Annotated in this window: 20 protein-coding genes, 1 tRNA gene and 1 pseudogene; 13 read left to right on the forward strand and 9 right to left on the reverse strand. The window is 70.0% G+C overall.

All coding sequences use genetic code 11. The features are described from left to right. The first annotated feature begins 38 nt into the window (after positions 1 to 38). The 3 genes from ACT17Q_RS13505 to ACT17Q_RS13515 all read left to right on the forward strand — a co-directional run bounded on the left by ACT17Q_RS13505 (position 39) and on the right by ACT17Q_RS13515 (position 2,292). Positions 39 to 485, forward strand: coding sequence for a DUF6924 domain-containing protein (locus tag ACT17Q_RS13505; RefSeq protein ID WP_444663025.1), 447 nt, complete (start codon positions 39 to 41; stop codon positions 483 to 485). Positions 486 to 905: 420 nt separating this feature from the next. Further along, positions 906 to 1,880 (forward strand): ParA family protein, encoded by a 975-nt coding sequence (locus ACT17Q_RS13510; RefSeq protein ID WP_444663027.1) that lies wholly within the window; start codon positions 906 to 908, stop codon positions 1,878 to 1,880. Next, positions 1,867 to 2,292, forward strand: a complete 426-nt coding sequence (locus ACT17Q_RS13515) for a hypothetical protein (RefSeq protein ID WP_444663028.1) — start codon at positions 1,867 to 1,869, stop codon at positions 2,290 to 2,292. Before ACT17Q_RS13510 ends, ACT17Q_RS13515 begins: the two co-directional genes overlap by 14 nt. A gap of 189 nt (positions 2,293 to 2,481) precedes the next feature. Here the strand turns inward: ACT17Q_RS13515 and ACT17Q_RS13520 are convergent, their stop codons facing one another. The 3 genes from ACT17Q_RS13520 to ACT17Q_RS13530 are packed head-to-tail and all read right to left on the reverse strand — an operon-like array spanning position 2,482 to position 5,387. Next, a complete protein-coding gene (locus tag ACT17Q_RS13520; RefSeq protein ID WP_444663030.1) occupies positions 2,482 to 4,146 on the reverse strand; it encodes an ABC-three component system protein in 1,665 nt (554 codons plus the stop codon). 55 nt (positions 4,147 to 4,201) lie between these two features. Further along, positions 4,202 to 4,465, reverse strand: coding sequence for an ABC-three component system middle component 6 (locus ACT17Q_RS13525; RefSeq protein ID WP_444663032.1), 264 nt, complete (start codon positions 4,463 to 4,465; stop codon positions 4,202 to 4,204). Then, a complete protein-coding gene (locus ACT17Q_RS13530) occupies positions 4,437 to 5,387 on the reverse strand; it encodes an ABC-three component system protein (RefSeq protein ID WP_444663034.1) in 951 nt (316 codons plus the stop codon). Before ACT17Q_RS13530 ends, ACT17Q_RS13525 begins: the two co-directional genes overlap by 29 nt. 278 nt (positions 5,388 to 5,665) lie before the next feature. Here ACT17Q_RS13530 and ACT17Q_RS13535 point away from each other — a divergent pair, with 278 nt between their 5' ends. From ACT17Q_RS13535 to ACT17Q_RS13550, 4 genes and pseudogenes are all read left to right on the forward strand, one after another. Then, on the forward strand, positions 5,666 to 6,289 hold the full coding sequence (locus ACT17Q_RS13535; protein ID WP_444663036.1) for a hypothetical protein: 624 nt from the start codon (positions 5,666 to 5,668) through the stop codon (positions 6,287 to 6,289). 172 nt (positions 6,290 to 6,461) lie between these two features. Continuing rightward, a pseudogene (gene mobF, locus ACT17Q_RS13540) lies at positions 6,462 to 9,352 on the forward strand (MobF family relaxase). 36 nt (positions 9,353 to 9,388) lie between these two features. Further along, a complete protein-coding gene (locus ACT17Q_RS13545) occupies positions 9,389 to 9,601 on the forward strand; it encodes a helix-turn-helix domain-containing protein (RefSeq protein ID WP_444663038.1) in 213 nt (70 codons plus the stop codon). Beyond that, the gene (locus tag ACT17Q_RS13550; protein WP_444663040.1) at positions 9,601 to 12,111 is read left to right on the forward strand and encodes an ISL3 family transposase; all 2,511 of its coding nucleotides are present in this window, start codon (positions 9,601 to 9,603) and stop codon (positions 12,109 to 12,111) included. Before ACT17Q_RS13545 ends, ACT17Q_RS13550 begins: the two co-directional genes overlap by 1 nt. Before the next feature lie 199 nt (positions 12,112 to 12,310). Here ACT17Q_RS13550 and ACT17Q_RS13555 read toward each other — a convergent pair whose 3' ends face one another. Both ACT17Q_RS13555 and ACT17Q_RS13560 read right to left on the reverse strand, forming a co-directional pair. Then, positions 12,311 to 14,104: a hypothetical protein gene (locus ACT17Q_RS13555; protein WP_444663042.1), complete on the reverse strand. Its 1,794-nt coding sequence runs from the start codon at positions 14,102 to 14,104 to the stop codon at positions 12,311 to 12,313. Positions 14,105 to 14,665: 561 nt separating this feature from the next. Further along, positions 14,666 to 14,738 (reverse strand) — tRNA-Arg (locus ACT17Q_RS13560). 406 nt (positions 14,739 to 15,144) lie between these two features. On the opposite strand from ACT17Q_RS13560, the gene ACT17Q_RS13565 reads away from it, so the two are divergent. Beyond that, positions 15,145 to 16,101, forward strand: coding sequence for a glycoside hydrolase family 11 protein (locus tag ACT17Q_RS13565; protein WP_444663044.1), 957 nt, complete (start codon positions 15,145 to 15,147; stop codon positions 16,099 to 16,101). A gap of 73 nt (positions 16,102 to 16,174) precedes the next feature. On the opposite strand, the gene ACT17Q_RS13570 is transcribed toward ACT17Q_RS13565, so the two are convergent. The 3 genes from ACT17Q_RS13570 to ACT17Q_RS13580 all read right to left on the reverse strand — a co-directional run bounded on the left by ACT17Q_RS13570 (position 16,175) and on the right by ACT17Q_RS13580 (position 17,290). Continuing rightward, entirely contained in the window at positions 16,175 to 16,414 is a 240-nt protein-coding gene (locus ACT17Q_RS13570) for a helix-turn-helix domain-containing protein (protein WP_444663046.1), read from the reverse strand. A gap of 44 nt (positions 16,415 to 16,458) precedes the next feature. Continuing rightward, complete coding sequence (locus ACT17Q_RS13575; protein WP_444663048.1) at positions 16,459 to 16,929, reverse strand: hypothetical protein; 471 nt, start codon at positions 16,927 to 16,929, stop codon at positions 16,459 to 16,461. Positions 16,930 to 16,990: 61 nt separating this feature from the next. Further along, on the reverse strand, positions 16,991 to 17,290 hold the full coding sequence (locus ACT17Q_RS13580) for a DUF4280 domain-containing protein (RefSeq protein ID WP_444663050.1): 300 nt from the start codon (positions 17,288 to 17,290) through the stop codon (positions 16,991 to 16,993). A 141-nt stretch (positions 17,291 to 17,431) separates the two neighbouring features. Between ACT17Q_RS13580 and ACT17Q_RS13585 the strand changes: the two genes are divergently transcribed. Both ACT17Q_RS13585 and ACT17Q_RS13590 read left to right on the forward strand, forming a co-directional pair. Further along, positions 17,432 to 17,935, forward strand: coding sequence for an OsmC family protein (locus ACT17Q_RS13585; RefSeq protein ID WP_444663052.1), 504 nt, complete (start codon positions 17,432 to 17,434; stop codon positions 17,933 to 17,935). A gap of 5 nt (positions 17,936 to 17,940) precedes the next feature. Next, positions 17,941 to 18,726, forward strand: a complete 786-nt coding sequence (locus tag ACT17Q_RS13590) for a hypothetical protein (RefSeq protein WP_444663054.1) — start codon at positions 17,941 to 17,943, stop codon at positions 18,724 to 18,726. A 56-nt stretch (positions 18,727 to 18,782) separates the two neighbouring features. On the opposite strand, the gene ACT17Q_RS13595 is transcribed toward ACT17Q_RS13590, so the two are convergent. Beyond that, positions 18,783 to 19,775, reverse strand: a complete 993-nt coding sequence (locus ACT17Q_RS13595) for an aldo/keto reductase (protein ID WP_444663056.1) — start codon at positions 19,773 to 19,775, stop codon at positions 18,783 to 18,785. Positions 19,776 to 19,945: 170 nt separating this feature from the next. On the opposite strand from ACT17Q_RS13595, the gene ACT17Q_RS13600 reads away from it, so the two are divergent. The 3 genes from ACT17Q_RS13600 to rocD all read left to right on the forward strand — a co-directional run bounded on the left by ACT17Q_RS13600 (position 19,946) and on the right by rocD (position 22,547). After that, on the forward strand, positions 19,946 to 20,287 hold the full coding sequence (locus ACT17Q_RS13600; protein ID WP_444663058.1) for a hypothetical protein: 342 nt from the start codon (positions 19,946 to 19,948) through the stop codon (positions 20,285 to 20,287). A gap of 166 nt (positions 20,288 to 20,453) precedes the next feature. After that, positions 20,454 to 21,290 (forward strand): dimethylargininase, encoded by an 837-nt coding sequence (gene ddaH, locus ACT17Q_RS13605; RefSeq protein ID WP_094181895.1) that lies wholly within the window; start codon positions 20,454 to 20,456, stop codon positions 21,288 to 21,290. 33 nt (positions 21,291 to 21,323) lie between these two features. Then, on the forward strand, positions 21,324 to 22,547 hold the full coding sequence (gene rocD, locus ACT17Q_RS13610) for an ornithine--oxo-acid transaminase (protein WP_444663060.1): 1,224 nt from the start codon (positions 21,324 to 21,326) through the stop codon (positions 22,545 to 22,547). Positions 22,548 to 22,654: the final 107 nt, after the last annotated feature.

Here is a 22,654-nt window from a genome sequence, read left to right on the forward strand (position 1 = left end):
TGGCCGCCTCGAGGGGGACGGAGACCTAGTCTCCGAACATGCTTCTGCCCGAGCCGGCCGACATGTGCACACTGCTGCTTCGAACGGACTACTCCGACGATCTCGCCTGGCACGCAGCTGTCAACGCGGCGACCGCCGTCTACGACGCTGGAGACCTCGACCGGGTCGGCGCTTCGCTGCAACCGGTCGAGTCGCCCGAGTTGGCCGGCCTGACGGCGGCCGAACTGGTGCAGCTGCCTCGCGACGGCTACCTCTCCCACCTCGCAGTCGCGGACGCCCGCACGATGAAGGACCTGACGGTCCTGTTCGTCGACCTCAACGAGCACAGCGAGCAGATCGGCCGCACCTCCCGGGCGGTACCGCAAGAGGTCGAGCCCATCACGGCGAACCTCGGGATCGCCGACATGGACTTCTTCGAGTTCGCGGATGCCGCCGACCCCGATGGCGTCTTCCGCTGCTTCAAGGCTCCGGAACCAGAGCCCTAACGCTGCTACCCGGGCACCAATTCGTCCCCCTGACCTGCGACGAACCTCTGTGCGCCTGGGCAGATTCGAACTGCCGACACCCGCTTTAGGAGTTCGATCTTGGATTGGGGATATCGCGCTGACCTGCGGAACTACATGCGAGTAGTTCGTGCGGTGACCCCGTTCCGGGGTGCTCGCTGACCACACGCTGACCACACGGAACTCGAGCTCTCCTCGAGCAAGCGCCCGTCGCGACCGCCCAATGCGGTTCTCCGGTCACCTCCGTGCCACAGGAGGAGGTACGAGCCGCCGCACGCCCTTGGTCCACGACATGGCCCACGGCTGTCGCAACGGGCGTCGCGGACCTCGGCAGCCCAACGCCCGGCAAATCCGCACCGTCTTCGACACCCCAGGGAGGTAGTCTCTTCTCCCGTCAAGGCCATGTGGCGGATGCCCGCCCGCCCGAAGCCGACAGGAGTCAACGTGCCGGTCGTTTCTGTCATCAACTACAAGGGCGGCGTTGGGAAGACGACACTGACCGCCAACCTGGGCGCAGAACTGGCGTGGCGGGGCAGAAGGGTCCTACTAATGGACCTCGATGCGCAATCAAGCCTGACATTCTCGCTCGTCAAGCCGGACGACTGGCGCACTCGTCTCGCCACGGACAAGACAATCCTGAAGTGGTACGAGTCCTTTCGACAGGGCGATCCTGTTCCACTCAAGGACCTTGTGCTCACCCCCTCGAGTGTCGGCACTCGGTTGGCTCTCGCCAAGTCAGGCGGTCAACTCGACCTAATCCCTTCACACCTCGGGCTCATCAACGTTGACCTGGAACTCGCCACCGAGCTCGGGGGCGCGTCCATGAAGCAGGCGAAGCACAATTACATTCGAGTCCATCGTCGATTGGCAGATGGGCTCGACGATCCGCACTTCTCGCAGTATGATGTGGTGCTCATCGACTGTCCTCCAAACTTCAACGTCGTCACGAAGACCGCAATTGTCGCGAGCGACCACGTCCTCATTCCCGCAAAGGCCGACTACCTGTCCACACTCGGCATCGACTACCTCCTCAGAAGCCTCAACGAGTTGGTTTCGGACTACAATGAGTTTGCGTCGCTCGAGAGCCCCGGGGAAACCGCAAGCCCACCGATCGGGCCACAGATTCTCGGCGTTGTCTTCACCATGCTGCAGATATATGGTGGGCGCCCGATATCGGCTCTTCGGCCTTACATCGCCCAAACCAAACGGCTTGGCGTCACTGTCTTCGACAGCCACATGCGAGAGAACAAGACGCTCTTCTCAGACGCACCCGCCTACGGCGTTCCGGTCGTCCTCGACGGGAACTCCGGGGCACAGCACATCGTCGACGAACTCGAGGCGCTCGTGACGGAGTTCGAGAACCGTGCCGGCCTCTGAGCACGGGGCCGGCGAGGCGCGACTCGCACAGGCGGCCCTACAGAAGATCGCAACATTCGTGCGCGGACTCTCGCCAGAGGAGATCTCAGACCTCGCTCGCGGGCGGGCCAAGCTCTCACTGGTCCGTGAGGCGGACCGAAAGAAGCCTCGAGCGGAACTGAGAACCGACGACGAGGTTGCTCGCGTAATTGCAACCCTCCGACGGTACAAGTCGAGAAGCGACGGGGACCGCCTGCTACAGGACGTCGCGTCCAGTCGAGCCGCCCTTACGCAACTCGCCAACGCCCTCGACGTGCCGATTCCCAAGACCGACACGGTTGAGCGGCTACGCGAGCGCGTGGTTGATGCGACGATCGGTTACCGCCTCCGGTCGGAGGCGATACGCGGTTCGATCACTGACAAACAGGCCTAGAAGACGGCGAGATCGGCCAAGTCCCGTCGCCGGACGGCCTAACCCGTGCGGGACTTGCCCCGTAAACGCACCTACGTTCCCGAGGGGCGCGCTTCCCTCGTCTCTCGCAGAACTGTTGCGGCAGAGGGTCGCCGCGGGGGATCGAGGTTGTGGTTCCGCGCGTTGGACCTCATTGCGGACGCCGCCTATCTATTCAAAACGGAAGCCGAAGAGTCCGCCTTCCTCGCTCGCATCGGTCAGTACCGGGTTGATGGCGTATTCGGACCTGTCGAAGGCGCCCTCCGATTCGACAGAATCGAGGAAATCGGAGTTCATCGTCACCACGTATTGGAATCCATGCTCGACAGCTAGGCGGGCACCGATGTTGAGACAAGACGCAACCTGACGTCGATCGACTGAATCGAACAGATGACTGTCGTGGACGAGAAGGCCAGGGGCCCGACCAAGTGGCAGCGCCGACACGATGCACACCATATCCAGAAGGAACGTCTCGACTCCTCGAATACCCTCGCTGGCGTCGCCGTCGATCTGCGGCTCGACCTTCAGGATTGCGCGCGTGGTGGGGGCAATTCTGAGACGCGCCGCCCGATCGTCGTATATCTCGCCGGCGAGCTCCGCGTACATAGCGATGATCTGATCGAGTCGGCTCTCCCATTCTTCGAGCTCGCTGCGCACCGCGCGCACTGCCGTCGCCGTCTCAATCCGGATCGATTCACCAATCTTGCTAAATCGGACCGCCGCCTCCAGCCTCCGCTCGAGATAGGCCACTTCTGCACTCAGTTCCGCGAACGAACGCTGCGCGTCCAGGAAGGTCTCAAGCGCCACCGAGTCTCGCAGCACCCTCATGACTTCTGCCCGCTGTGAGTCGAGGCGCCTCCGCTCTGCCTCGGCCCGCCCTTTCCTCTCCACCACTTCCTGCAGCTCACGCTCCAGGAACGTCCGCCGATTGCTAACAACCGAGCTGTGGAACTCGTGGACCTCCTCAAACCGCCGCCTGACGCTACCAGGAAGAACCAGCCCAACCTCGGCGTACAAGGCCTCCAGGCGCTCCAGAGAACCGGTATGAGGAAGAGCGACCTCTGCCTCCAGTGCCCGCTCGATATCGCCCGTGCGCCTTTGGAGAGCTAGCGTTTCGTCGTTGAGAGCTTGAATGCGCCTCGTCAGCAAGTCAGCCAGGTTCTGGTGGTCAGCGTACTGATCGTCGACACGGAACTCGGAGAGACTCCGTTCGACCCGGTCACGCCGCCGACGCGCCTCAACGAGTTCCGTTCGTAGGCCCGCCTCGTCGAGCGAAAGATGTGCGATCGCCCCTTCGCGAACGGCTGCCTTCACAGCGTTGCGCTGGCGCTCAAGCGCTGTGATCTCTCCCGCCTTGACCAGGATCTCGGGTGACAGGCCAAACAGATATCCAAGCTTGACGCCGGTCTCCCAGTCTGTGTCGGTCGGGTAACTCTTTGTGGGGCTTCCGAAGTAGGTGCGGGCGAACTGCCCCCAGAGCTGGCCGGGCGTGGGACGCGCAACGTCGGGCGGAAGTCCGAACGCGGCCTGTGCCAACACTTCGCGCCACTCATCGGCATGCAACGGGGCACTGTCCCCGAGTCGCGACCATCCAGAGACCGACACCCGTGTGGTAGGCGAGACGGCCCGGCTGACGCGTACGTCTTGCTCTCTACCGAGTCCATCAGGTAGTCCGAACTCTGCGGCGAACGTATGTTGGGTGAGCTGGTCGGCCCGGAGCTCGTCCGCCAAGCCACCGCCGACGAGATACCTCAGAATGCGGACGAAGCTGGTCTTGCCCGTCCCGTTGCGGCTGTCGCCTCGGGTGGACTCGGACGTCGTGTCCGCGACCAGCATGTTGAGACCTTCGTGGAACGTTAGCCTACGAAAGCGGTCGTCAGAGGAACTGACGCTATGCAGAAACATCTCTGCGCTCCAATCGACCGCCAGCGGTCCAGTCAATGAGGCCAAGCGAGAAGAGCGCAGAGAGGGCGAGCGCGAACCAGTCGAACGTGATCAGCTCTCGGTCGCCATCAGCGTGCGTCGCACGATACCTCTCCCATGCCGCTGAAACGCCGGCGGGCGTCTCCAGCGTTGATAGAATCTCCGCACCTATCGTTAACAGTGCCCGCTCGGCACTGATGCCCTTAGTGGGTAAGAACAACTCCTGCCTCACCTTCTGTGTCCGGCGGGGGCTCTTCAAAGATGTGGCACAGGTCGAAGAAGTAGACGGTTACCGCATAGACCGCGGTCGCATTGACGGAGTTATAGCGAAAGTCCGATCCCCCTAGTGAGGTGTAGAGCCGTTCGATCAACTCGGCGACGCCTTGCACCGTACCGCGGTGGTGGTCGTAGATTGTCCGGAATCGCTTTCCGTGGCGGTCCGAAAGATCGGGGTCCGGCTGCGCTCGGTACCACCCATCGATTCTCGGCGAAAGGAGACGCCCCTCGTTGAACTCGATGCGGGCCGTCTCCGGGATGCGATTGTGGTCGAGTTTCGTAGGCGGCACCGGTCTGATCTGGCCGGTCGTCTCCACCGGGGTCGCCCCGATAGAGAGCGAGTCCAGTAGCGGGACAAGGTCCATGAGCTCGACGTGCGCGGCGTGCGGGATACCCGGGAAGAGCTCGTCGAGGACCTCGAGGGGGAGATCTCGAACGACCTCCCCCCATAGACGCTGGGGGGTCCAGAGGCGGACGCGGATGGGACGAGCGCTCCCCGGGCCGTGCTCCCGTTGAAGCTCGGTCAGTGCGGTCGAGGCAAGCGGCCCAACACGCGCGTTTGTTACGAAACGCCACTCTTCGAGTGCCTTCCACACCGCGAGAGCTCGCCCGAAGTCGGACCGGATCTTCTCCTCGAGCGCTCGCTCCGCATTCTGGACGGCGCGGGTGCCGTAACTCGCGTACCCGATGCATCCCGCGTCGGCGAGCCCATCCGAGCCGCCGTCCCCCAACGAGCCGACGGAGGCCGGATTGATGAAGTCGGGGTGATGGTGGGTGAGGATCGCGGAGACGTAGTCTTCGAAGGCGCCGCCAGTCTCCTGGCACCTGCGGTCGTGCTGCGCGCGATACCAGTCCCGCCAGGCTGTGTCTGGTCGCACGACCCCCCCGTCCGTCGTTCCGTTCAGCGTGCTCTCACGAGAGTAGGGGACCGTCGTGACACGCCGCCGTGCCTTCGACGCCGCGACCGGGCGAGCGTCCCACCTACCGTGCGCGCAGAGAGCCCGCTGTGCCTCATGACAGGTTGGAGCGACTCAGGACCAGCGTCACAGACGTGCAAGAGGAGTCACGGTCCGTCATCGACCTCCTCGGCGGGCAGTGCGCGTGCGAACCGCATGTCGCCTCGTGCTGGCGGGCGAGCGGCAGGGATGATCATGCGGTGGCGACGGGGCGGGGGACCATCGAGGCCGCGCTGCGGCCTGCGCTGAGCGAACGCGGCTGGACGCCGCGGGCATCCGGTTGGTTCACCCACCCAGTGCTGCCGGGCGTACTGGGCGTCGTTGCACTCGGTGTGGCCTCGAAGCACACGGCGCCTGGCGCGGCGACGGCAACGATTCACGTGCACATCCGCGACGAGCGGCTCGAGGCTGCCGTGGCCGACGTGACCGGATGGGCGGATCAGGGCTACAAGACGACGACCGCAACTACCTCCATCGGCTACCTGATGCCCTCCGGGCGCTGGTACGAGTGGGACGTCCGGCCGGACTCCGTTGACCTAGTCGCCAACGAGATGGCCCTCGCCGTCAAGCAGTATGCAGAGCCACACGTTAGGAAGCTTGCCGTTGACCCCGACGCACTCCTCGTGGCGATCACTGCATCTGCCTCGTACTCGACGGCACATGGGCTCGTCAGGGCCGTCCTCATGCTCAGCCGGACGGGTCGGCGTCGTGAGGCTGGTGACCTCCTCGCAGCCCGGATGGCCCAACTCGGCGATCGTTCGGATGCGGCCGCAACCGAAGAGCGCCACGTCGGCACGACTCTCAGCGAGCACCTGAACTCTTAGGCGAGGCCCGGCTGCAAGGCCCGGCTCCAGCGCGCTCCGCCGCGGCCTCAGGTTGGTAGGCCGGCTGGCACACCTCTTCCTGAACGCCGTCGCGGCGGCAGGCGCGCATCTTCTCGCCCCCGCCGCACACCTGCAGGTAGCGACGGAGTCGCGAGGGGAGGTGGTGCCGGTGATGTCGATGCACAAGCTGACGGCCGGGGACGGGTACGCGTACCTGACCCGGCACGTGGCCGCGGGCGACGCCGGCCTCGACGCCGGGGCGTCCCTGACCGCGTACTACGAGCAGACCGGCAACCCGGCGGGCCGCTGGTACGGCGAGGGACTCGCCGGGCTCGGTGACGGGTCGCGGCGCCTCCGGCCGGGCGACGTCGTGACCGAAGCGGCGAGACGGCGGTGTTCCGTGACGGCGTCGACCCGCTGACCGATGACGAGCTGGGCCGGCCCTATAGCCGGTTCGATGACGGGAAGCGTCACGCGGTCGTCGGGTTCGACCTGACGTTCACGGCACCGAAGTCCGTCTCCGTCCTGTGGGCGCTGGCCGATGACGCGACGCGCGTCATCGGCTATGACGCGCATCGGGCAGCGTTGGCGTCATCGCTGGAGTTCGTCGAGCAGCGCGTCATCCGCACGCGCATCGGCGACGCCGGGCGTCATCAGGTCCGCACCCGCGGAATGGTCGCCGCGGCGTTCGACCACTGGGACACCCGCGCCGCGGACCCAAACCTGCATACCCACGTCGTCATCGCCAACAAGGTTCAGGGCCCCGACGGCGCGTGGCGGAGCCTGGACGGGCGGACCGTGCACGCCGCGGTCGTCACCGCGTCCGAGCTGTATGACGCGCTGCTGGCGGACGAGTTGGCGCGGCGGCTGCCGGTGGAGTGGTCGATGCGCGACCGCGGCCCGCGCCGGAACCCGGCGTTCGAGGTCGACGGGATCGGCGAGGACCTGCTGGCGCACTTCTCGACCCGGGCCGAGGCGATCCACTGCGCCGAGCAGGAGTGGCTCGCTCAGTTCGAGACGACGCACGGCCGGGCACCGACTCGGGTGGAGACGACCCGAGCCCGCCAGCACCTGACCCGCGCAACCCGCCCGCCGAAGACGGTCCGGCCGCTCGCGGACCTGCTGGCCGACTGGGCGAACCGCGCCCGCGCGCTCACCGGGCTCGAGCCGCGCGACCTCGCCGCCCCCGCACTGGCCGGCGCCTACGGCCGGGCGCTGCACGCGCACGACGTCGGCCCGGAGGTGCGGGCGGCCATGGTCGCCCAGGTGCTCGATGACGTGTCGACGCGGCGGTCGGTGTGGACGACGTGGAACCTCGGCGCCGCCGCCGTGCGCGCGTCGAAGCTGCTCCGGATGGCGTCACCCACTGAGCGTCGTGCACTGCTCAACGAGGTCACCACTGACGCCGCCGCGGCGTGCGTGCACCTGGACGACAACCGCGACCCGATGACGCGGCGAGTCGGGGAGTCGCTGTTCACCTCGACCGAGCTGCTCGGCGCAGAGAAGGTCCTGATCGACGCCGCCGAGACCACCGGCGCACCGCACCGGCCAGCGGAGATGCTCGGCGCCATCCAGCTGCGCACCGAGCACCACCTCGGCGCCCTCGCCCCGGACCAGCGCGCGGCCGCCGAAGCCGTCATCACCTCCGGCCGGCTGCTCGACGTGCTCGTCGGCCCGGCCGGGTCGGGCAAGACCACCACCCTGGCGGCGCTGACCTCGTTCTGGCGGCACGGCATCGGGTCCGTGGTCGGGCTCGCGCCGTCGGCCACCGCGGCCCGTGCGCTGGCGGCGTCGCTCGGGGTGCCGTGCGAGACGACCGCGAAGTGGCTGCACGAGTCCACCGGCGACGTCGCCACGAGCCGCGCCCTGCGCTACGCCGACGCCGTTGCCCGCAAGGCCAGCCGCGACTACCGGGAGCAGCGCGCGGCAAACGAGGAGCACTGGCGGCTGCGCGCCGAGCAGGATCAGTGGCGGTTCTCCCCCGGCCAGCTGGTCATCGTCGACGAGGCATCCCTCGCCGACACCCGCACCCTGGCCGCCATCGTCGAACAAGCGAAGGCGGCGACGGCGAAGGTGCTGCTGGTCGGGGACCACCTGCAGCGCGGGTCGGTCGACGCCGGCGGCGCGTTCGGGATGCTCGCCCGCCGCGGACCGACCGCCGAGCTCACCAGCCTCTGGCGGTTCGCCCGCCCGTGGGAGGCGCGGGCCAGCCTCGAGCTCCGGCGTGCGCACCCGGCCGCGCTCGATGCCTACGAGGCGCACGGCGCCATCACTTCCGGCGACCACGACGCGATGCTCGACGCCGCCATGGACGCAGTCACCACCGCGGCCGAGCGCGGCCGGGTGGCGGTGCTCCAGGCTGTCGACAACCGGACCGTCCGCGAGCTCAACGCCCGCATCCGCGCCGACCGCATCGCCACCGGCGACGTCGCGCCCACCGGGGTGACGCTTCATGACGGGCTGGCGGCCGGCGTCGGCGATCGGATCGTCACCCGACGCAACCAGCGCCGCCTCACCACTGCCGACGGGTTCGTGCGCAACGGCGCCATCTGGGACGTCACCGCCGTCCTCCCCGACGGCTCCCTCGGCGTGCGTCCCGCCAGCCACGGCAAGGCGGCCACCGTCCGCCTGCCCGCCGACTACGTGGCCGAGCACGTCGAGCTCGGCTACGCCACCACGATCGCCCGCACCCAGGGCATGACGGTCGACGAGACGCACACCATCGCGACCCCCGGCATGGGACGCGAGGACCTCTACGTCGCGATGAGCCGCGGCCGCCACACCAACCGCGCCTACGTCGTGGCCGACCAGGGCGACCCGGAGTGCCTGCCCGGCCAGGCGCCGTCGTCGGGCCGCGAGGTGCTCGAGCAGATCCTCGCCACCAGCCACGCCGAGCCCAGCGCCACCGAGACCTGGGACACCTACCACCCAGGCCGAGCCGCGCCCGTCGTGCCGCCCGCGCGTCCACAGCAACCGTGGAACCCCTGGCCTCCACAGCCCCCGCTGCACCCCTTGACCGCGCCGCCGCCGTCGTCCGCCGATGGACCGGTGCTCGGTCGCTGACCACCGCCACACCCAACCAAACAGAAGGAGAAGGTCATGACCACCACCGCACAGCACACCGTCCCCGCCACCCCGGCCCGGCAGTACTACCGCGTGAAGGACGCGGCGCGGGTGCTCGGGGTGCCGCCCCGGACGCTGTACCACCTGGTCGAGCACGAGCAGATCCCGTACCGACGGCTCGGCACGGTGATCCTCCTCCCGGCGGCGTGGGTCGAGCGCGAGCCGACGATGCCCATCAAGCGGCGCTGATGTCCGTCACCAGGCGGGCGCACCCGACGGGCAACGTGACCTGGCGCGCGAAGGTGTTCTTCGAGGGCCGGGTCATCGCGCAGCGGTCGTTCGGGCGCCGGGTCGATGCCAAGCGCTGGGAGGCGGACCAGCTCGCGAAGCTGGACGCCGGCTCCTGGATCGACCCGGCGCGCGGGCGGATGACGTTCGCGGCGCTGGCCGAGGAGTGGCAGACCTCGCGTGGTCACCTGGCGGTGCGCAGCCAGGAGACCACGCGGTTCCTGCTGGACAAGTACGTGATCCCGGAGATCGGGGCGTACCCGATCTCCGGGATCTCGGCGGCCGACGTCGAGAGGGTGATGTCGGCGCTGACGGCGCGGGGGCTCGCGACGGCGACGCGGCGTCGGGCGCTGTCGATGATGCGGCTGGTTTTCGACTACGCGATCCGCGACCGGCGGCTGTCGGTGAACGTCGCGCGGATGGTGGCGCTGCCGCGCGGGGGGACCAAGCGCGAGCCGCATTGGCTGCGGCCCGAGCAACTCGGCCGGTTGGTGATGGCGGTGCCGCCGCTGTGCCAGCCGGTGGTGCTGTTCCTCGGGACGACGGGGTGCCGGTTCTCCGAGATGGCGGCGCTGCGGGTCGACGACGTCGTGCAGACCCCGCACGGGCTCGGGGTGCGGGTGCACCGGGCGGCGACGCAGTCCAAGCGGACGAGCGGGGCGGTGTTCGGGCCTACGAAGACGCATCAGACGCGGACCGTGCCGGTGCCGGCGGCGCTGGATGAGTACGTGCGGACGCGGGTCGCCTTCACCGCGCCGGGCGGATACCTGTTCCCGAGCCCAACGGGGGGCGTGTGGACGAACACCAACTTCCGGGCGCGGTCGGGGTGGATGGAGGCGACGCGCCGGGCCGGGGTCGAGGGGACGACCATCCATGACCTGCGGCACACCGCGGCGTCGCTTCTGATCGCGGCCGGGGCGGACGTGAAGGCGGTGCAGGTGATCCTCGGGCACTCCACCGCGACGATGACGATGGACCTGTACGGCCACCTGTTCAGCGAGGCGACCTGGCAGGCGATGGAACGGCTGCCGGTGATACCGCTGATGCAGGTGCCGCGGGCGCTCGAAACCCGGCTCTTCACGGTTCGTGGTGGAGCGAGGTTCGTCGCGTCGGTGAGACGAATGCTCGTGGCCTGCTGGGATGGGTGTTGTCGAAGCACAACATCCGAGCAAGGACCACGAGCCGTGATCGAGACTACGGGCTCGCGTCGTGATGCCGCGAGCACCATCTTCAACCTGCCTGATTTCCGTGTGATCGACGCGGCTGACGAGCCCGGTGGGTGTCGTCGGGTGCTGGTCGAGTCGTTGGCGCCGCCGGGCTGCCCGTCGTGCGGGGTGGTCTCGACGCGGGTCCACGCTCGCCGTGAGCAGGTCGTGCGTGACGTGCCCGTGGCCGGGTCGGTGCAGGTGGTGTGGGCCAAGCGGCGCTGGGTCTGCGCCGAGGGCCGGTGCGGGCGGCGCACGTTCTGGGAGCGGACCATGCAGGTCCCGGCGCGTGCCCGTTCCACGGTGCGGCTCAAGGACGCGCTGGTCGCTGCGGTGATCGTCTCGGGGCGCTCGGCGCGTGAGGCGGCCGGCGCGCACGGGGTGTCGTGGTGGTTGGTGCGGGCTGCGATCAACGCCGTCGTCGTGCTGCTGGCCGCCGTTGATGACGTGCCGGTGCGGCGGCTCGGGATCGACGAGCACCGCTACCGCTCGGTGCGCTGGTTCCGCGACGAGACGGGCTCGTGGCGGCGGTTCGAGCCGTGGATGACCACGTTCGTGGACGTGGACACCGGGGCTGTGCTCGGTGTCGTCGACGGGCGCGACAGCGCCGGTGTCGGTGACTGGCTCAAGGAACGCAGCCAGACCTGGCGCGACCGGGTCGAGGTGGTCGCTATCGATCCGTCCGCGGCGTTCCGCAAGGCCATCGTCGAGCACCTGCCGACCGCCGCCGTGTGCGTGGACGCGTTCCATCTGGTCCAGCTCGCCAACCAGATGCTCACCTCGGTGCGACAGCGTCGCGCGCGTGAAATCCACGACCGTCGCGGCCGAGCCCTCGACCCCGCGTGGGCGAACCGGCGGCTGCGGCTGCGCGCCGCGGACACCCTCTCGAGCCGAGGCTGGGACCGGCTGACCAGCGTGTTCGCCACCGACGACCCGACCGGGCAGCTCGAGTGGGCCTGGGCCGTCAAGGAACACCTGCGGATGCTGCTCAAGACGACATCGCTGGACCAGGCCGCGACCGCCATGCAGACCCTGCGCGCCGTCGCCAACGTCGCCGCGATGCCCGAGACCGACCGCCTGGTCGCGACCCTGCAGACCTGGTGGCCAGCGATCGAGGTCCTGATCGTCACCGGCGTGACCAACGCGCGCACCGAGGCCGCGAACACCAGCATCAAGAACATCAAGCGCACCGGCCGCGGGTTCCGCAACGAGAACAACTACCGCGCCCGTATCCTGCTCACCAGCGCCGGCAACACCGCCGCGTGAACACCCACCATCAGGCCGTGTTCACCACGAACCGCGAAGAGCCCGAAACCCCACCTCCGCCGTTCGAAGACGATCTAGGCTGAGGGCGCCGCAACTCGGTCGTCCCACACGCACCCCGATGCGCCTGCACGCCGGCCCCGCCCACCTGTCGCACCGGGCGACGTCGAGCACCGTGGTTGACTGTCCGCCGGACCGTTCCTCAGCCAGCAGCCGTCGGTCCCTCAGAAGCCGGCTCGGCATCCCAGCTGAGGCGCGCTCGAGTCGACTCGGTGGGAATCACACGAGCGGCCTTCCTCGCTTTCGGCTGGTCGGCGCTCGGCTCTTCGGGCTCGAGCGTCACGTCTCCGGAGATGTGGAGGGTAAAGGCGAACGCGAAGTCGTCGCCCAGCAGTGGGAACGGGACAGACCACGGCACGACGAGCGCTCCGGAAGCCGCACGAACCGTCAAGTCTTCGAAAGCCGACGGGACGTCCTCGTACCAAAGAACGAGTTCACCGATCCCGACCTCCGGTTCTAGCCCAGAGACCGTGTCCGCGATCATGCGCACTCCGACACCCTTCTCCTGCGCCAGGGCATCGATGTTTCGAGGCAGACCGATCGCTCGTCCGGTCGCGCCGCTGATGCGAACGAGGTCCTCGACCACCGTCACTAGAGTTTGCGGGATGGGAGCCTCGTCCTCCAGCGACAGGGTCTCCTGGGCGACGGTGAGGCCAAACTCGTCCTGGGGCCGCAGGCGATTGCCGTTCCCTAACGCGGCGCAGAACCGGAGCATTGGGAGGACCCGCTGCACCGGTTGGCCCACCCACCGCTCGCGGAGCATGTGGATCTTGACCTTCATCGAGCCGGTGGTTGCGCCAGTTTGCATGGCGTAGAGGTCGAGCGTGATGTATCCATCCCCGTCGGCACCCCGACGGTGTTCGCCACCTGCGATTCCGCGTCCTCCTAGACGGAACGAGAACACCCTTTCCGCTAGCCGCGTACCGTCAGCATCCTCGATGACCCACAGGGAGCGCGTCGTCGGCTCGTCGTCGAACTCACCGAACGCCGGTCCGATGCTCAAGGTGCTGTCCCCAGAGGGCGCCGGCCCTCCGAGGCCGCCCGGTAGGTCCACTGCTAGGTCCCCCACGACGCCCCCGTGGAGAGTCACCGGAGCGCCATAGTCGCGCCACTCCTCCCAGGCCCGTCGTTGCTCGGGACTCATCCGCTCGGGATAGACGGTGAAGGCTCCGGGGACGGGACGGTCTTCGAGAGCAGTGTCGTACTTCGTTGAGATGTGCCAGGTGACATGCGGCGCATCCTTGCTAGCACGCGCGACAACGCTGGCGATGAGGCCCGGGCCAGGACTGATGCGAGGGAGGTCCTTGGTCACCTCGTAGTCATAGTTGAAGTGAGGGTCCACAGCGTTAATGTGGCGATGAAGCTCAGCGAGGGAATCACTAGCGTCAGCCGGTCCAACCTTCGTCGGGTCGGCGGTGAGGCCCTGCAGACCCTGGAGGCTACTGATCTGGATTAGAGCTTCGCGGACGCGTTCGAGGCCGTCACCAAGGTAGTATTCACGGATATTGGGCGACTCGAGTAGCAGGTCCTCGATCGAAGTCAGACCGAACACCTCGACTGGGAACGGGGCACCAAGGTCCGATGCGAGATCAACCAGCCACTTTTCCTGCTCGCGTGTGAGGTCCATGGGCAGCGCCAGGTACCACCTGGAGATCTCGTATCCGAACGTCGTCCCCTTGTGAGTGGCGATGGCCCTCGCCAGGGACTTCTTGATCTGGCGCTCGCGCGAAGCGTCGAGGCCGTCCGCGAATTTCTTGACCTGGTAGTTCTCAACCTGGAGTAGTGACCCTCCCGCTACCGGGACCAAGACGTCCAGACCGCCGTCGCCCTGCGAAGGCTTGATACGCCGGGCGTGCTTGTGCCGGCGGCACAGACCGACTGCAATCATCCGCTCGATCGTGTCGGGGTCTACGACCGTCCAGGGAATCGCGGTCACCTCGGAGCCCTCTTGCCTCGCACTTGCCGCATGCCCCCCACCTCTCTGGACTCGCCCCTACCGGCAAAGGTGAATGATCGACCATGCCATCCTGGCAGGTGCTTGCGCGTAAGGCACTGCGCGGTGGTGCGGACGGCCAGCCGACCACACCACGACTCGCCGAGTGCGTGACGACAGCAGGCTCCTCCCGCGCGCTCCGCTGGGGCGGACCCACTGCAGGGCTCCGCGATAGCTGGCGGAACGTTCGGCGCCAAGGCGCTTCGTGGATGCGAGAGGGGCCCCGCGGTCAGGCGCGCGCGGGCCGAGAGGCTCCCAGCCACAGCATGGCCAAGCGGAGGAGCGCGCTCGGCTCAGCAAGCGCGATCTGGTACCGAAGTCGCGCGCACAGCGAGGACCCGCCAGCACCCGGCACCGTCCACCGACGTCCGTCCACGTCCTTGACGGGCCGTCCACGTCCTGAGACAAGTCGCTGACCACACGCTGACCACGGCCCCGATTCGGCCCCCGCAGCCCCCGCGCCCACTTCGCCGAAACCGCCCCTGACCTGGGAAAACACCTCGGTGCGCCTGGGCAGATTCGAACTGCCGACACCCGCTTTAGGAGAGCGGTGCTCTATCCCCTGAGCTACAGGCGCTCGGGCCGGGGCCCGGGCTGCCGCGTGCGACGCGGGTCGCGGCGGCGCAGGCCAGCCTACCGGGCCGACGGCCGGGTCCTTGGCGGAGTGCCAGGGCGTGCAGGAGGGACGACGGTTGCCACGGGTGAGCGGACGGGCCGAAAGATAACCGGTTCAGCGCACGAAAGTGCACGTCCGACATCTTGACCATCTCGGACCATCAGGCACACACTCGGCAGGCAAGGCCCTGCAGGGGAAGGTCCTCGTGCAGGTCATCGGTGTGGATCGACAACTGACGCCGCAGGTCAGGGGCTCAGAAGGCGGCGACAGGCCGCTACGTCTCCCCGATCCACGATTCCGCACGAAGGAGTGCAGAATGACCGCAAGTTTCGCAACTCTCCGGCGTCCGAAGCACCGTCGTCGGTCCGTGAAGCAACTCGTCGCAGGCGTGGCCGTCGCGGGCCTCGTCGGGACGGGTCTGGCGATCGCGCTGCCGGCGTCGGCGGCGGTGACGTCCAACCAGACGGGTAACAGCGGCGGGTACTACTACTCGTTCTGGACGGACTCGCAGGGCACGGTGTCGATGGAGCTGGGCTCCGGCGGCAACTACTCGACGTCGTGGCGCAACACGGGCAACTTCGTCGCCGGCAAGGGCTGGCAGACGGGGTCGGGCCGTGCGGTGTCCTACTCGGGGCAGTTCAACCCGTCGGGCAACGCGTACCTGACGCTGTACGGGTGGACCACGGGTCCGCTGATCGAGTACTACATCGTCGACAACTGGGGCACGTACCGCCCGACGGGCACGTACATGGGCACGGTGAACTCGGACGGTGGGACGTACGACATCTACCGCACGCAGCGCGTGAACCAGCCCTCGATCCAGGGCACGGCGACGTTCTACCAGTACTGGTCGGTGCGTCAGCAGAAGCGCACGGGCGGCACGATCACGGCCGCGAACCACTTCAACGCGTGGGCCTCGAAGGGCATGAACCTGGGGTCGCACAACTACCAGATCCTCGCGACCGAGGGGTACCAGTCCTCGGGCTCGTCGAACATCACGGTGTCCGAGGGCTCGGGCGGCGGCGGCAACACGGGCGGTGGCGGCAACACGGGCGGCGGCGGCAACACCGGCGGCGGCTCGTGCACGGTCTCCGCGACGAAGACGCAGGAGTGGGGTGACCGGTTCAACGTCACCTACACGGTCTCCGGCTCGAACAGCTGGACGGTGACGGTGTACCCGTCGAACGGCCAGTCGATCCAGAACCACTGGAACGCGAACCGCAACGGGAACACGTTCACCCCCAACGGCTCGGGGAACACGTTCGGCGTGACCTACTACAAGGGTCCGAACAACGTGAACTGGACGCCCAGCGCGTTCTGCTGACGCACGGACGCACAGAGCACGACCGCACAGAGCACGGGGCGGGGCCGCACGAGCGGTCCCGCCCCTGCCTGTGTCAGCGCGGGACAGCGATCAGGCCCTCGCGGGAGTGCACGCCCGTCTTGGTGAACACGCGCGCGAGGTGCGAGTCCACGGTCCGCACGGACAGGGTCAGGCGGGCGGCGATCGCGCGGCTCGTCATGCCGCCGGCGGCGAGCGCGGCGATCTCCCGCCCGCGCGGCGACGTGCGCCGCCACGGCGACGGCGCGCGGGCCCTCGACGAGGGTCGCGAGCTCGCCGACGCGTGCGACGGCACCGGGCGGGCGGTGGCCGGCGCGGACGCAGCTGAGGGGGGTGGTGTCAGCGAGGGGGTGGGGTGTGGATCCGGCTGAGCGGGATGCCGAGGATCGTGCGTTCCGGGACCGCGAGGCGGTCCAGGCCCTCGGGCACCTCCGGGAACACCTCGGGGACCGGGCCGGCCCAGATGCGCCACAGGACGCCGTGGCGGTCGTCGCCGTCGCGCGGGACGTCGTGCACCTCGGGGTGCACGCAGCCGGGCACCACGCCCACGGCGCGCCCGCCGGGCAGCCGGGCGGCGAGACCGCCAGCGCGCTCCGGCGGCACGAAGCCGACGATCATGTTGCGCCACACCACGACGAGCGCGTCGCCGCGTCCCGGCTCGAGCCGGAGCTCCGCGGGGACCGGCACGCCGCCGGTCTTGTCCGCGCCGAGGACCTGCACGATCGCGCGCTGCAGCGCGGGCGCCTCGGCCACGTGGAAGCCGTCGTCCACCTCGAGCGTCACGCGTTCCTTGCGGCCCCAGAGCTTCACGGCACCAGCCTGCCACGCCCCACGTGTGGCCCCCTCGCGCGCGCTTGCGCCCCGGCCGGGGTCAGGCCTCGAGCGTGCGGGTGCTGTCCGGGTTCAGCACCTGGACCACGCCGCCCCACGCGCACTGGCACTGCGCACCGAGCACGAGCGTGGGCTGCCCGCCGATCGTCGTGCCCGTCGCGCCGTTCACCCACGGCGTCGTCGCCGGCACGCACGGCATGGGGGTGAGGTCCCCGAGCGCCGCCGCCGTCGCCGCCGCGACGGTGGGGTTCGCGAGCGACGTGCACATGCCGAACGGCGGGATGTGCACCAGCGGCGTCGCGTCGACGATCGTCGCGGCGGGCTTGCCCTCGACGAGCACGCGCGCCCTTCACGGCCCACCCGGACCGGACGAACCGTCGCGAGCCCAACGAGCGCGCGACCGCCGGCATCCGTAGTCGTTGCGCAATCGCACCGCCCCCGCACCCCCGCGCGCAGCCGCGCCCCGTGCGAGGATCGGCCCATGACGAGCCAGACGCCGAGCCAGACGACGAGCCCCGACGCGGTCGCTCCCGTGCCTGCGCCGATCCCCTCGCGAGCGCCCGCCAACGCGGGCGGCACCCGCCTGTGGGTCGAGCGCATCGGCTCGCGCCGCTACGTGGGCCGCAGCTCGCGCGGCGCGAGCGTCGAGATCGGGGACATCTCCTACGAGGGCGCGTTCACGCCCGGCGAGCTGATGAAGGTCGCGCTCGCAGGGTGCTCGGGCCTGTCGTCGGACGCCGCGCTCGCGCGCCGCCTCGGCGACGACGTGCCCGTGACGATCGAGGTCGAGGGCCTCGCCGACGACGCCGAGGACCGCTACCCGGCGCTCGCCGAGCGGCTCGTCGTCGACCTGTCCTCGCTCGACCCGGCGGCGCGCGAGCGCCTCCTGACCGTCGTGCACCGCGCGATCGACCAGCACTGCACGGTGGGCCGCACGCTCACGGCCGGCGCGACGGTCGACCTCACGGTCGTCGGGGAGCGCTGAGCGCCGTGCCGCGCATCGTCGAGGAGGCCCTCGCCCGAGCGGTCCAGCTGCCGTCGAGCGCAGTGCACCAGCACGTCGCGAGCCTGCGCCGGCGCAACCCCGAGGCGACGCCCGAGCAGCTCGTGCGGCTGCTCGAGAAGGAGTTCCTGGTGCTCGTCGCGAGCGCCGGCGGCGCCGTGGGTGCCGCGGCCGCCGCCCCCGCGGTCGGCACCGGGGTCGCGCTCGTGCTGACCGCGAGCGACGTGGCGACGTTCTTCAGCGCGTCCGCCGCGTACGTGCTCGCGGTCGCGTCCGTGCACGGCATCGAGGTGGAGGACGTCGACCGGCGCCGCGCGCTCCTGCTGACCGCGCTGCTCGGCGAGTCCGGCGCCAAGGCGCTGACCGACATCACCGGCCTGGGGGCGACGAACGTCGCACGGCTGCTGCTCACGCGCATGCCCGTCGCGACCGTGAAGAAGGTCAACACGACCCTCACGCGGCGCATGCTGCGCAAGCAGCTCGCCAAGCAGTCGGGGCTGTTCTTCGGGCGCCTGCTGCCCTACGGGATCGGCGTCGTCGTCGGCGCGTCGGGTGGACGTGCGCTGGGCCGCGAGGTCATCGCGGGCACCCGCAAGACGTTCGGGCCCGCACCGGCGACGTTCCGCGACCCGGTGGAGCTGCCGGCGCAGCCCGTGCGCGTCGAGCTCACGGCCGACGCGGCATGGGGCACCCCCACGACGCCGGACGTGCCCGAGCTGCCCGCGGGTCCCGCCAGGCGCCGTCGCGGCCTGCCGCGCCTCGGGCGCGGCTGACCCACGACGCCCCGGGCGCGGCTGACCGCCGACGGCTCAGCGGGCGGCGGGCAGGGTCACCAGCGGTCGTGCACGTGCGCGCGGATGCGCTCGTCGTAGATCGCCCCGAACCGCTCCTGCAGCTCGGGGGTGAGCGGCGCGAGGTCCGCCGCACCGGCGTTGCCGCGCGCCTGCTGCGGGTTGCGCGCACCGGGGATCACCACGGACACGCCGGGCTGGTCGATGATCCAGCGCAGCGCGAGCTGCGCGGTCGTCGCACCGGCGGGCGTGAGCGCCGCGACCTCGCGGGCCGCCTCCACACCGACCTCGTACGGCACGCCCGAGAACGTCTCACCGACGTCGAACGCCTCGCCGTGGCGGTTGAAGCTGCGGTGGTCGTTCTCCGCGAACGTCGTCGTCGCGTCGTACTTGCCCGAGAGGAGGCCGGACGCGAGCGGCACACGCGCGATGATCCCGACGCCCGCCTCGACGGCGGCGGGCAGCACCTGCTCGAGGGGCTTGCGGCGGAACGCGTTGAGGATGATCTGCACCGTGGCGACGTGCGGGCGCGCGATCGCGGTGAGCGCCTCGTCGACCGTCTCGACCGAGACGCCGTACGCGGCGACGCGGCCCTCGTCGACGAGCGTGTCGAGCGCGTCCCACGTGGACTCGCGCGAGTACACCTCGGTGGGCGGGCAGTGCAGCTGGACCAGGTCGAGCGTGTCGACGCCCAGGTTCTCGCGGGAGCGGTCGTTCCACGCGCGGAACGCGTCGAGCGTGTAGGCGTCGGCCACGTGCGGGTCCGCCCGCCGGCCCATCTTCGTCGCGACCGTCAGGCCGGACGCGGCGCCGCCGCGCGACGCGACGAGCTTCCCGACGAGGCGCTCCGAGCGCCCGTCGCCGTACACGTCGGCCGTGTCGAGGAACGTCACCCCGGAGTCGACGGCCGCGGAGAGCACCTCCAGCGCGGTGTTCTCACCGACCTCGCCCCAGTCCGCACCGAGCTGCCAGCAGCCCAGCCCCACGACCCCGACCTGTCGTCCCGTCCGCCCCAGCGCGCGCGTCTGCATGGGACGAGGCTAACGTCGCGGGAGCACGTTCCCGAACCGACGAGGAACCGACGAGGAGGGTCACCACGTCCGCCGCCCGCGCGTCCCTGAGCCTGCCCGTCCCGGCCGACGAGGCGTGGGCGCTGCTCGTCGACGCGCGCAACCACGCGCGATGGATCCCGTGGACGACCGTGACGACCGACGGCCCGCCCGCGGTCGGGGGACGCGTCGAGGCCCTCACCGCGCGCGTGCTGCCGGACCGCATGACGATCACGCGCCTGGACCCGCCCGTGGACGGCCGCGCGGGCGTCGCGGTGTTCGAGAAGCGGGGTCCGCTGCTCCTGGGGCGTGCGCTCATCGCGGTGCGTGCCGACGGGGACGTGGCGCGGGTGCTGTGGCTCGAGGACGTGCACCTGGCCGGCCTGCCGCCGACGCTCACGCGCGTGGTCCTGCGCCCCGTGCTCGCGGGCATGGCCGCCCTGGCGCTGCGCGCGGTGCGGCGCGAGCTGCGCGACGCGGGCCGGGCCGCCTGAGCCGGGGCCTGCGCAACAGATCGTTCACGGAAGCTCGTCGTACGCAACAGATCGCGCCCGGGTGCGCAAGCGCCGTTCATCGGTTGCGCGGCGCCACGCCTCTACGCTCGAACCGACCACGGCCTCATGCGCCGCGAGACCCGCCGTCCCCGAGCCAGGGAGCACCATGACCGCCTCCGCCCGACGAGCGCCCGGCCGTACCGACCGCCACTACCTCATGTGCGAGCCCGTGCACTACACGGTCTCCTACGAGATCAACCCGTGGATGGACAAGACCCGGTACACCGACGTGGAGCTCGCCCTGCGGCAGTGGCGCACGCTGCGGGACACCTACCTGGACCTCGGGCACACCGTCGAGCTCATCGACCCCCTGCCCGGCCTGCCGGACATGGTCTACGCGGCGAACGGCGCGACGGTCGTCGGCGGCGTCGTCTACTCCGCGCGGTTCCGGTACCCCGAGCGTCAGCCAGAGGGCCCCGCGTACCAGAAGTGGTTCGCCGACCGCGGCTACGTCACGCACACCGCCGCGCAGGTCAACGAGGGTGAGGGCGACATCCTCGTCGTCGGCGACCTGATCCTCGCCGGCACCGGGTTCCGCACCGAACGCGCCGCGCACGCCGAGGCGCAGGAGCTGTTCGGCCGCCCGGTCGTCAGCCTCGAGCTCGTCGACCCGCACTACTACCACCTGGACACCGCGCTCGCGGTGATCTCGTCGGACCCCGCCTCGCCGCAGATCGCGTACTACCCGCCCGCGTTCTCCGCGGGCAGCCGTGCGGTCCTCGACCAGCTGTTCCCCGACGCGATCCACGCGACCGCCGCCGACGCGGCCGCGCTCGGCCTCAACGCCGTCTCCGACGGCGAGCACGTCGTCGTCGCCCCCGGCGCACGCGACCTCGCCGCCGCACTGCGCGAGCGCGGCTACACGCCCATCGCCGTCGACACGAGCGAGCTGCTCAAGGGCGGCGGCGGGGCCAAGTGCTGCACCCTCGAGATCCGCGCCTGACCCGCTCGCGGACCTGACGCGAAGGAGCGCGCGATGACCGCCACGACCACCACCGTCAGCCGGCTCGCGCGCAACTACGCGCCCCTGCCCGTCACGCTCGTCGCGGGCGACGGCGCGTGGGTCACCGACGACGAGGGCCGCCGGTACCTCGACCTGCTCGCCGGCTACTCGGCGCTCAACTTCGGGCACCGGCACCCCGCGCTCGTCGCCGCCGCCCACGCACAGCTCGACCGGCTCACCCTCACGAGCCGCGCGTTCGAACACGACCTGCTGCCGCGGTTCGCCGACGCGCTCGCCGGGCTCGTCGGACCGCTGCTCGCCTCGGGACCGTCGGGCGGCGACCCGCTCGTCCTGCCCATGAACACGGGCGCCGAGGCCGTCGAGACCGCGATCAAGGCCGCGCGCAAGTGGGGTTACGAGGCACGCGGCGTCGCACCAGACCGCGCGACGATCGTCGTCGCCGCCGGGAACTTCCACGGCCGCACGACGACGATCGTGTCGTTCTCCGACGACGCGGACGCGCGCACCGGCTTCGGACCCTTCACCCCCGGCTTCCGGACCGTGCCGTTCGGCGACGCCGCCGCGCTGCGGGCCGCGCTCGACGAGACCGTCGTCGCCGTCCTGCTCGAACCCGTGCAGGGCGAGCACGGCGTCGTCGTCCCGCCCGACGACTACCTGCCCGCCGTGCGCGCCGCGTGCGACGAGGCGGGCGTGCTGCTCGTCGCCGACGAGATCCAGTCCGGGCTCGGCCGCACCGGTCGCACGCTCGCCTGCGAGACGTGGGGCGTGCGGCCCGACCTCGTGACGCTCGGCAAGGCGCTCGGCGGCGGGATCCTGCCCGTCTCCGCCGTCGTCGGACGCTGTGACGTGCTCGGCGTGCTCACCCCCGGCACGCACGGCTCGACGTTCGGCGGGAACCCGCTCGCGTGCGCGGTCGCGCTCGCCGTGGTGGACCTCCTGGCCCCGGGCGACGTCCAGGCCGCGGCGGCCGCGCGCGGGCGCGAGCTCGGCGCCGCGCTCGACGCCATGGCCGACGAGGGGCTCGTCACCGGCTACCGGCGGCTGGGCCTGTGGGCGGGGCTCGACGTCCCGCACGGCACCGGCCGGGCCGCGTGCGAGGCGATGCTGCGCGAGGGCGTGCTGGCCAAGGACACGCACGGCCGGACGCTGCGCCTGGCCCCGCCGCTGACCATCTCCCCCGCGGACCTCGCCGAGGCCCTCACCCGCACCACCACGGCCCTGCGCACCCTGTCCTGACCACCCCCACCCGCCCCGCCCGACCCCGCTGCTCGCCCGCGCTGCCCGGGCCGCACGCCGACGACCCCGTTGTTGCTCCGGGAATGGAGCGGCGGAGCCGGAGGAAG

Source organism: Cellulomonas sp. CW35, assembly GCF_052378485.1.
Classification (GTDB): Bacteria; Actinomycetota; Actinomycetes; order Actinomycetales; family Cellulomonadaceae; genus Cellulomonas; species Cellulomonas uda.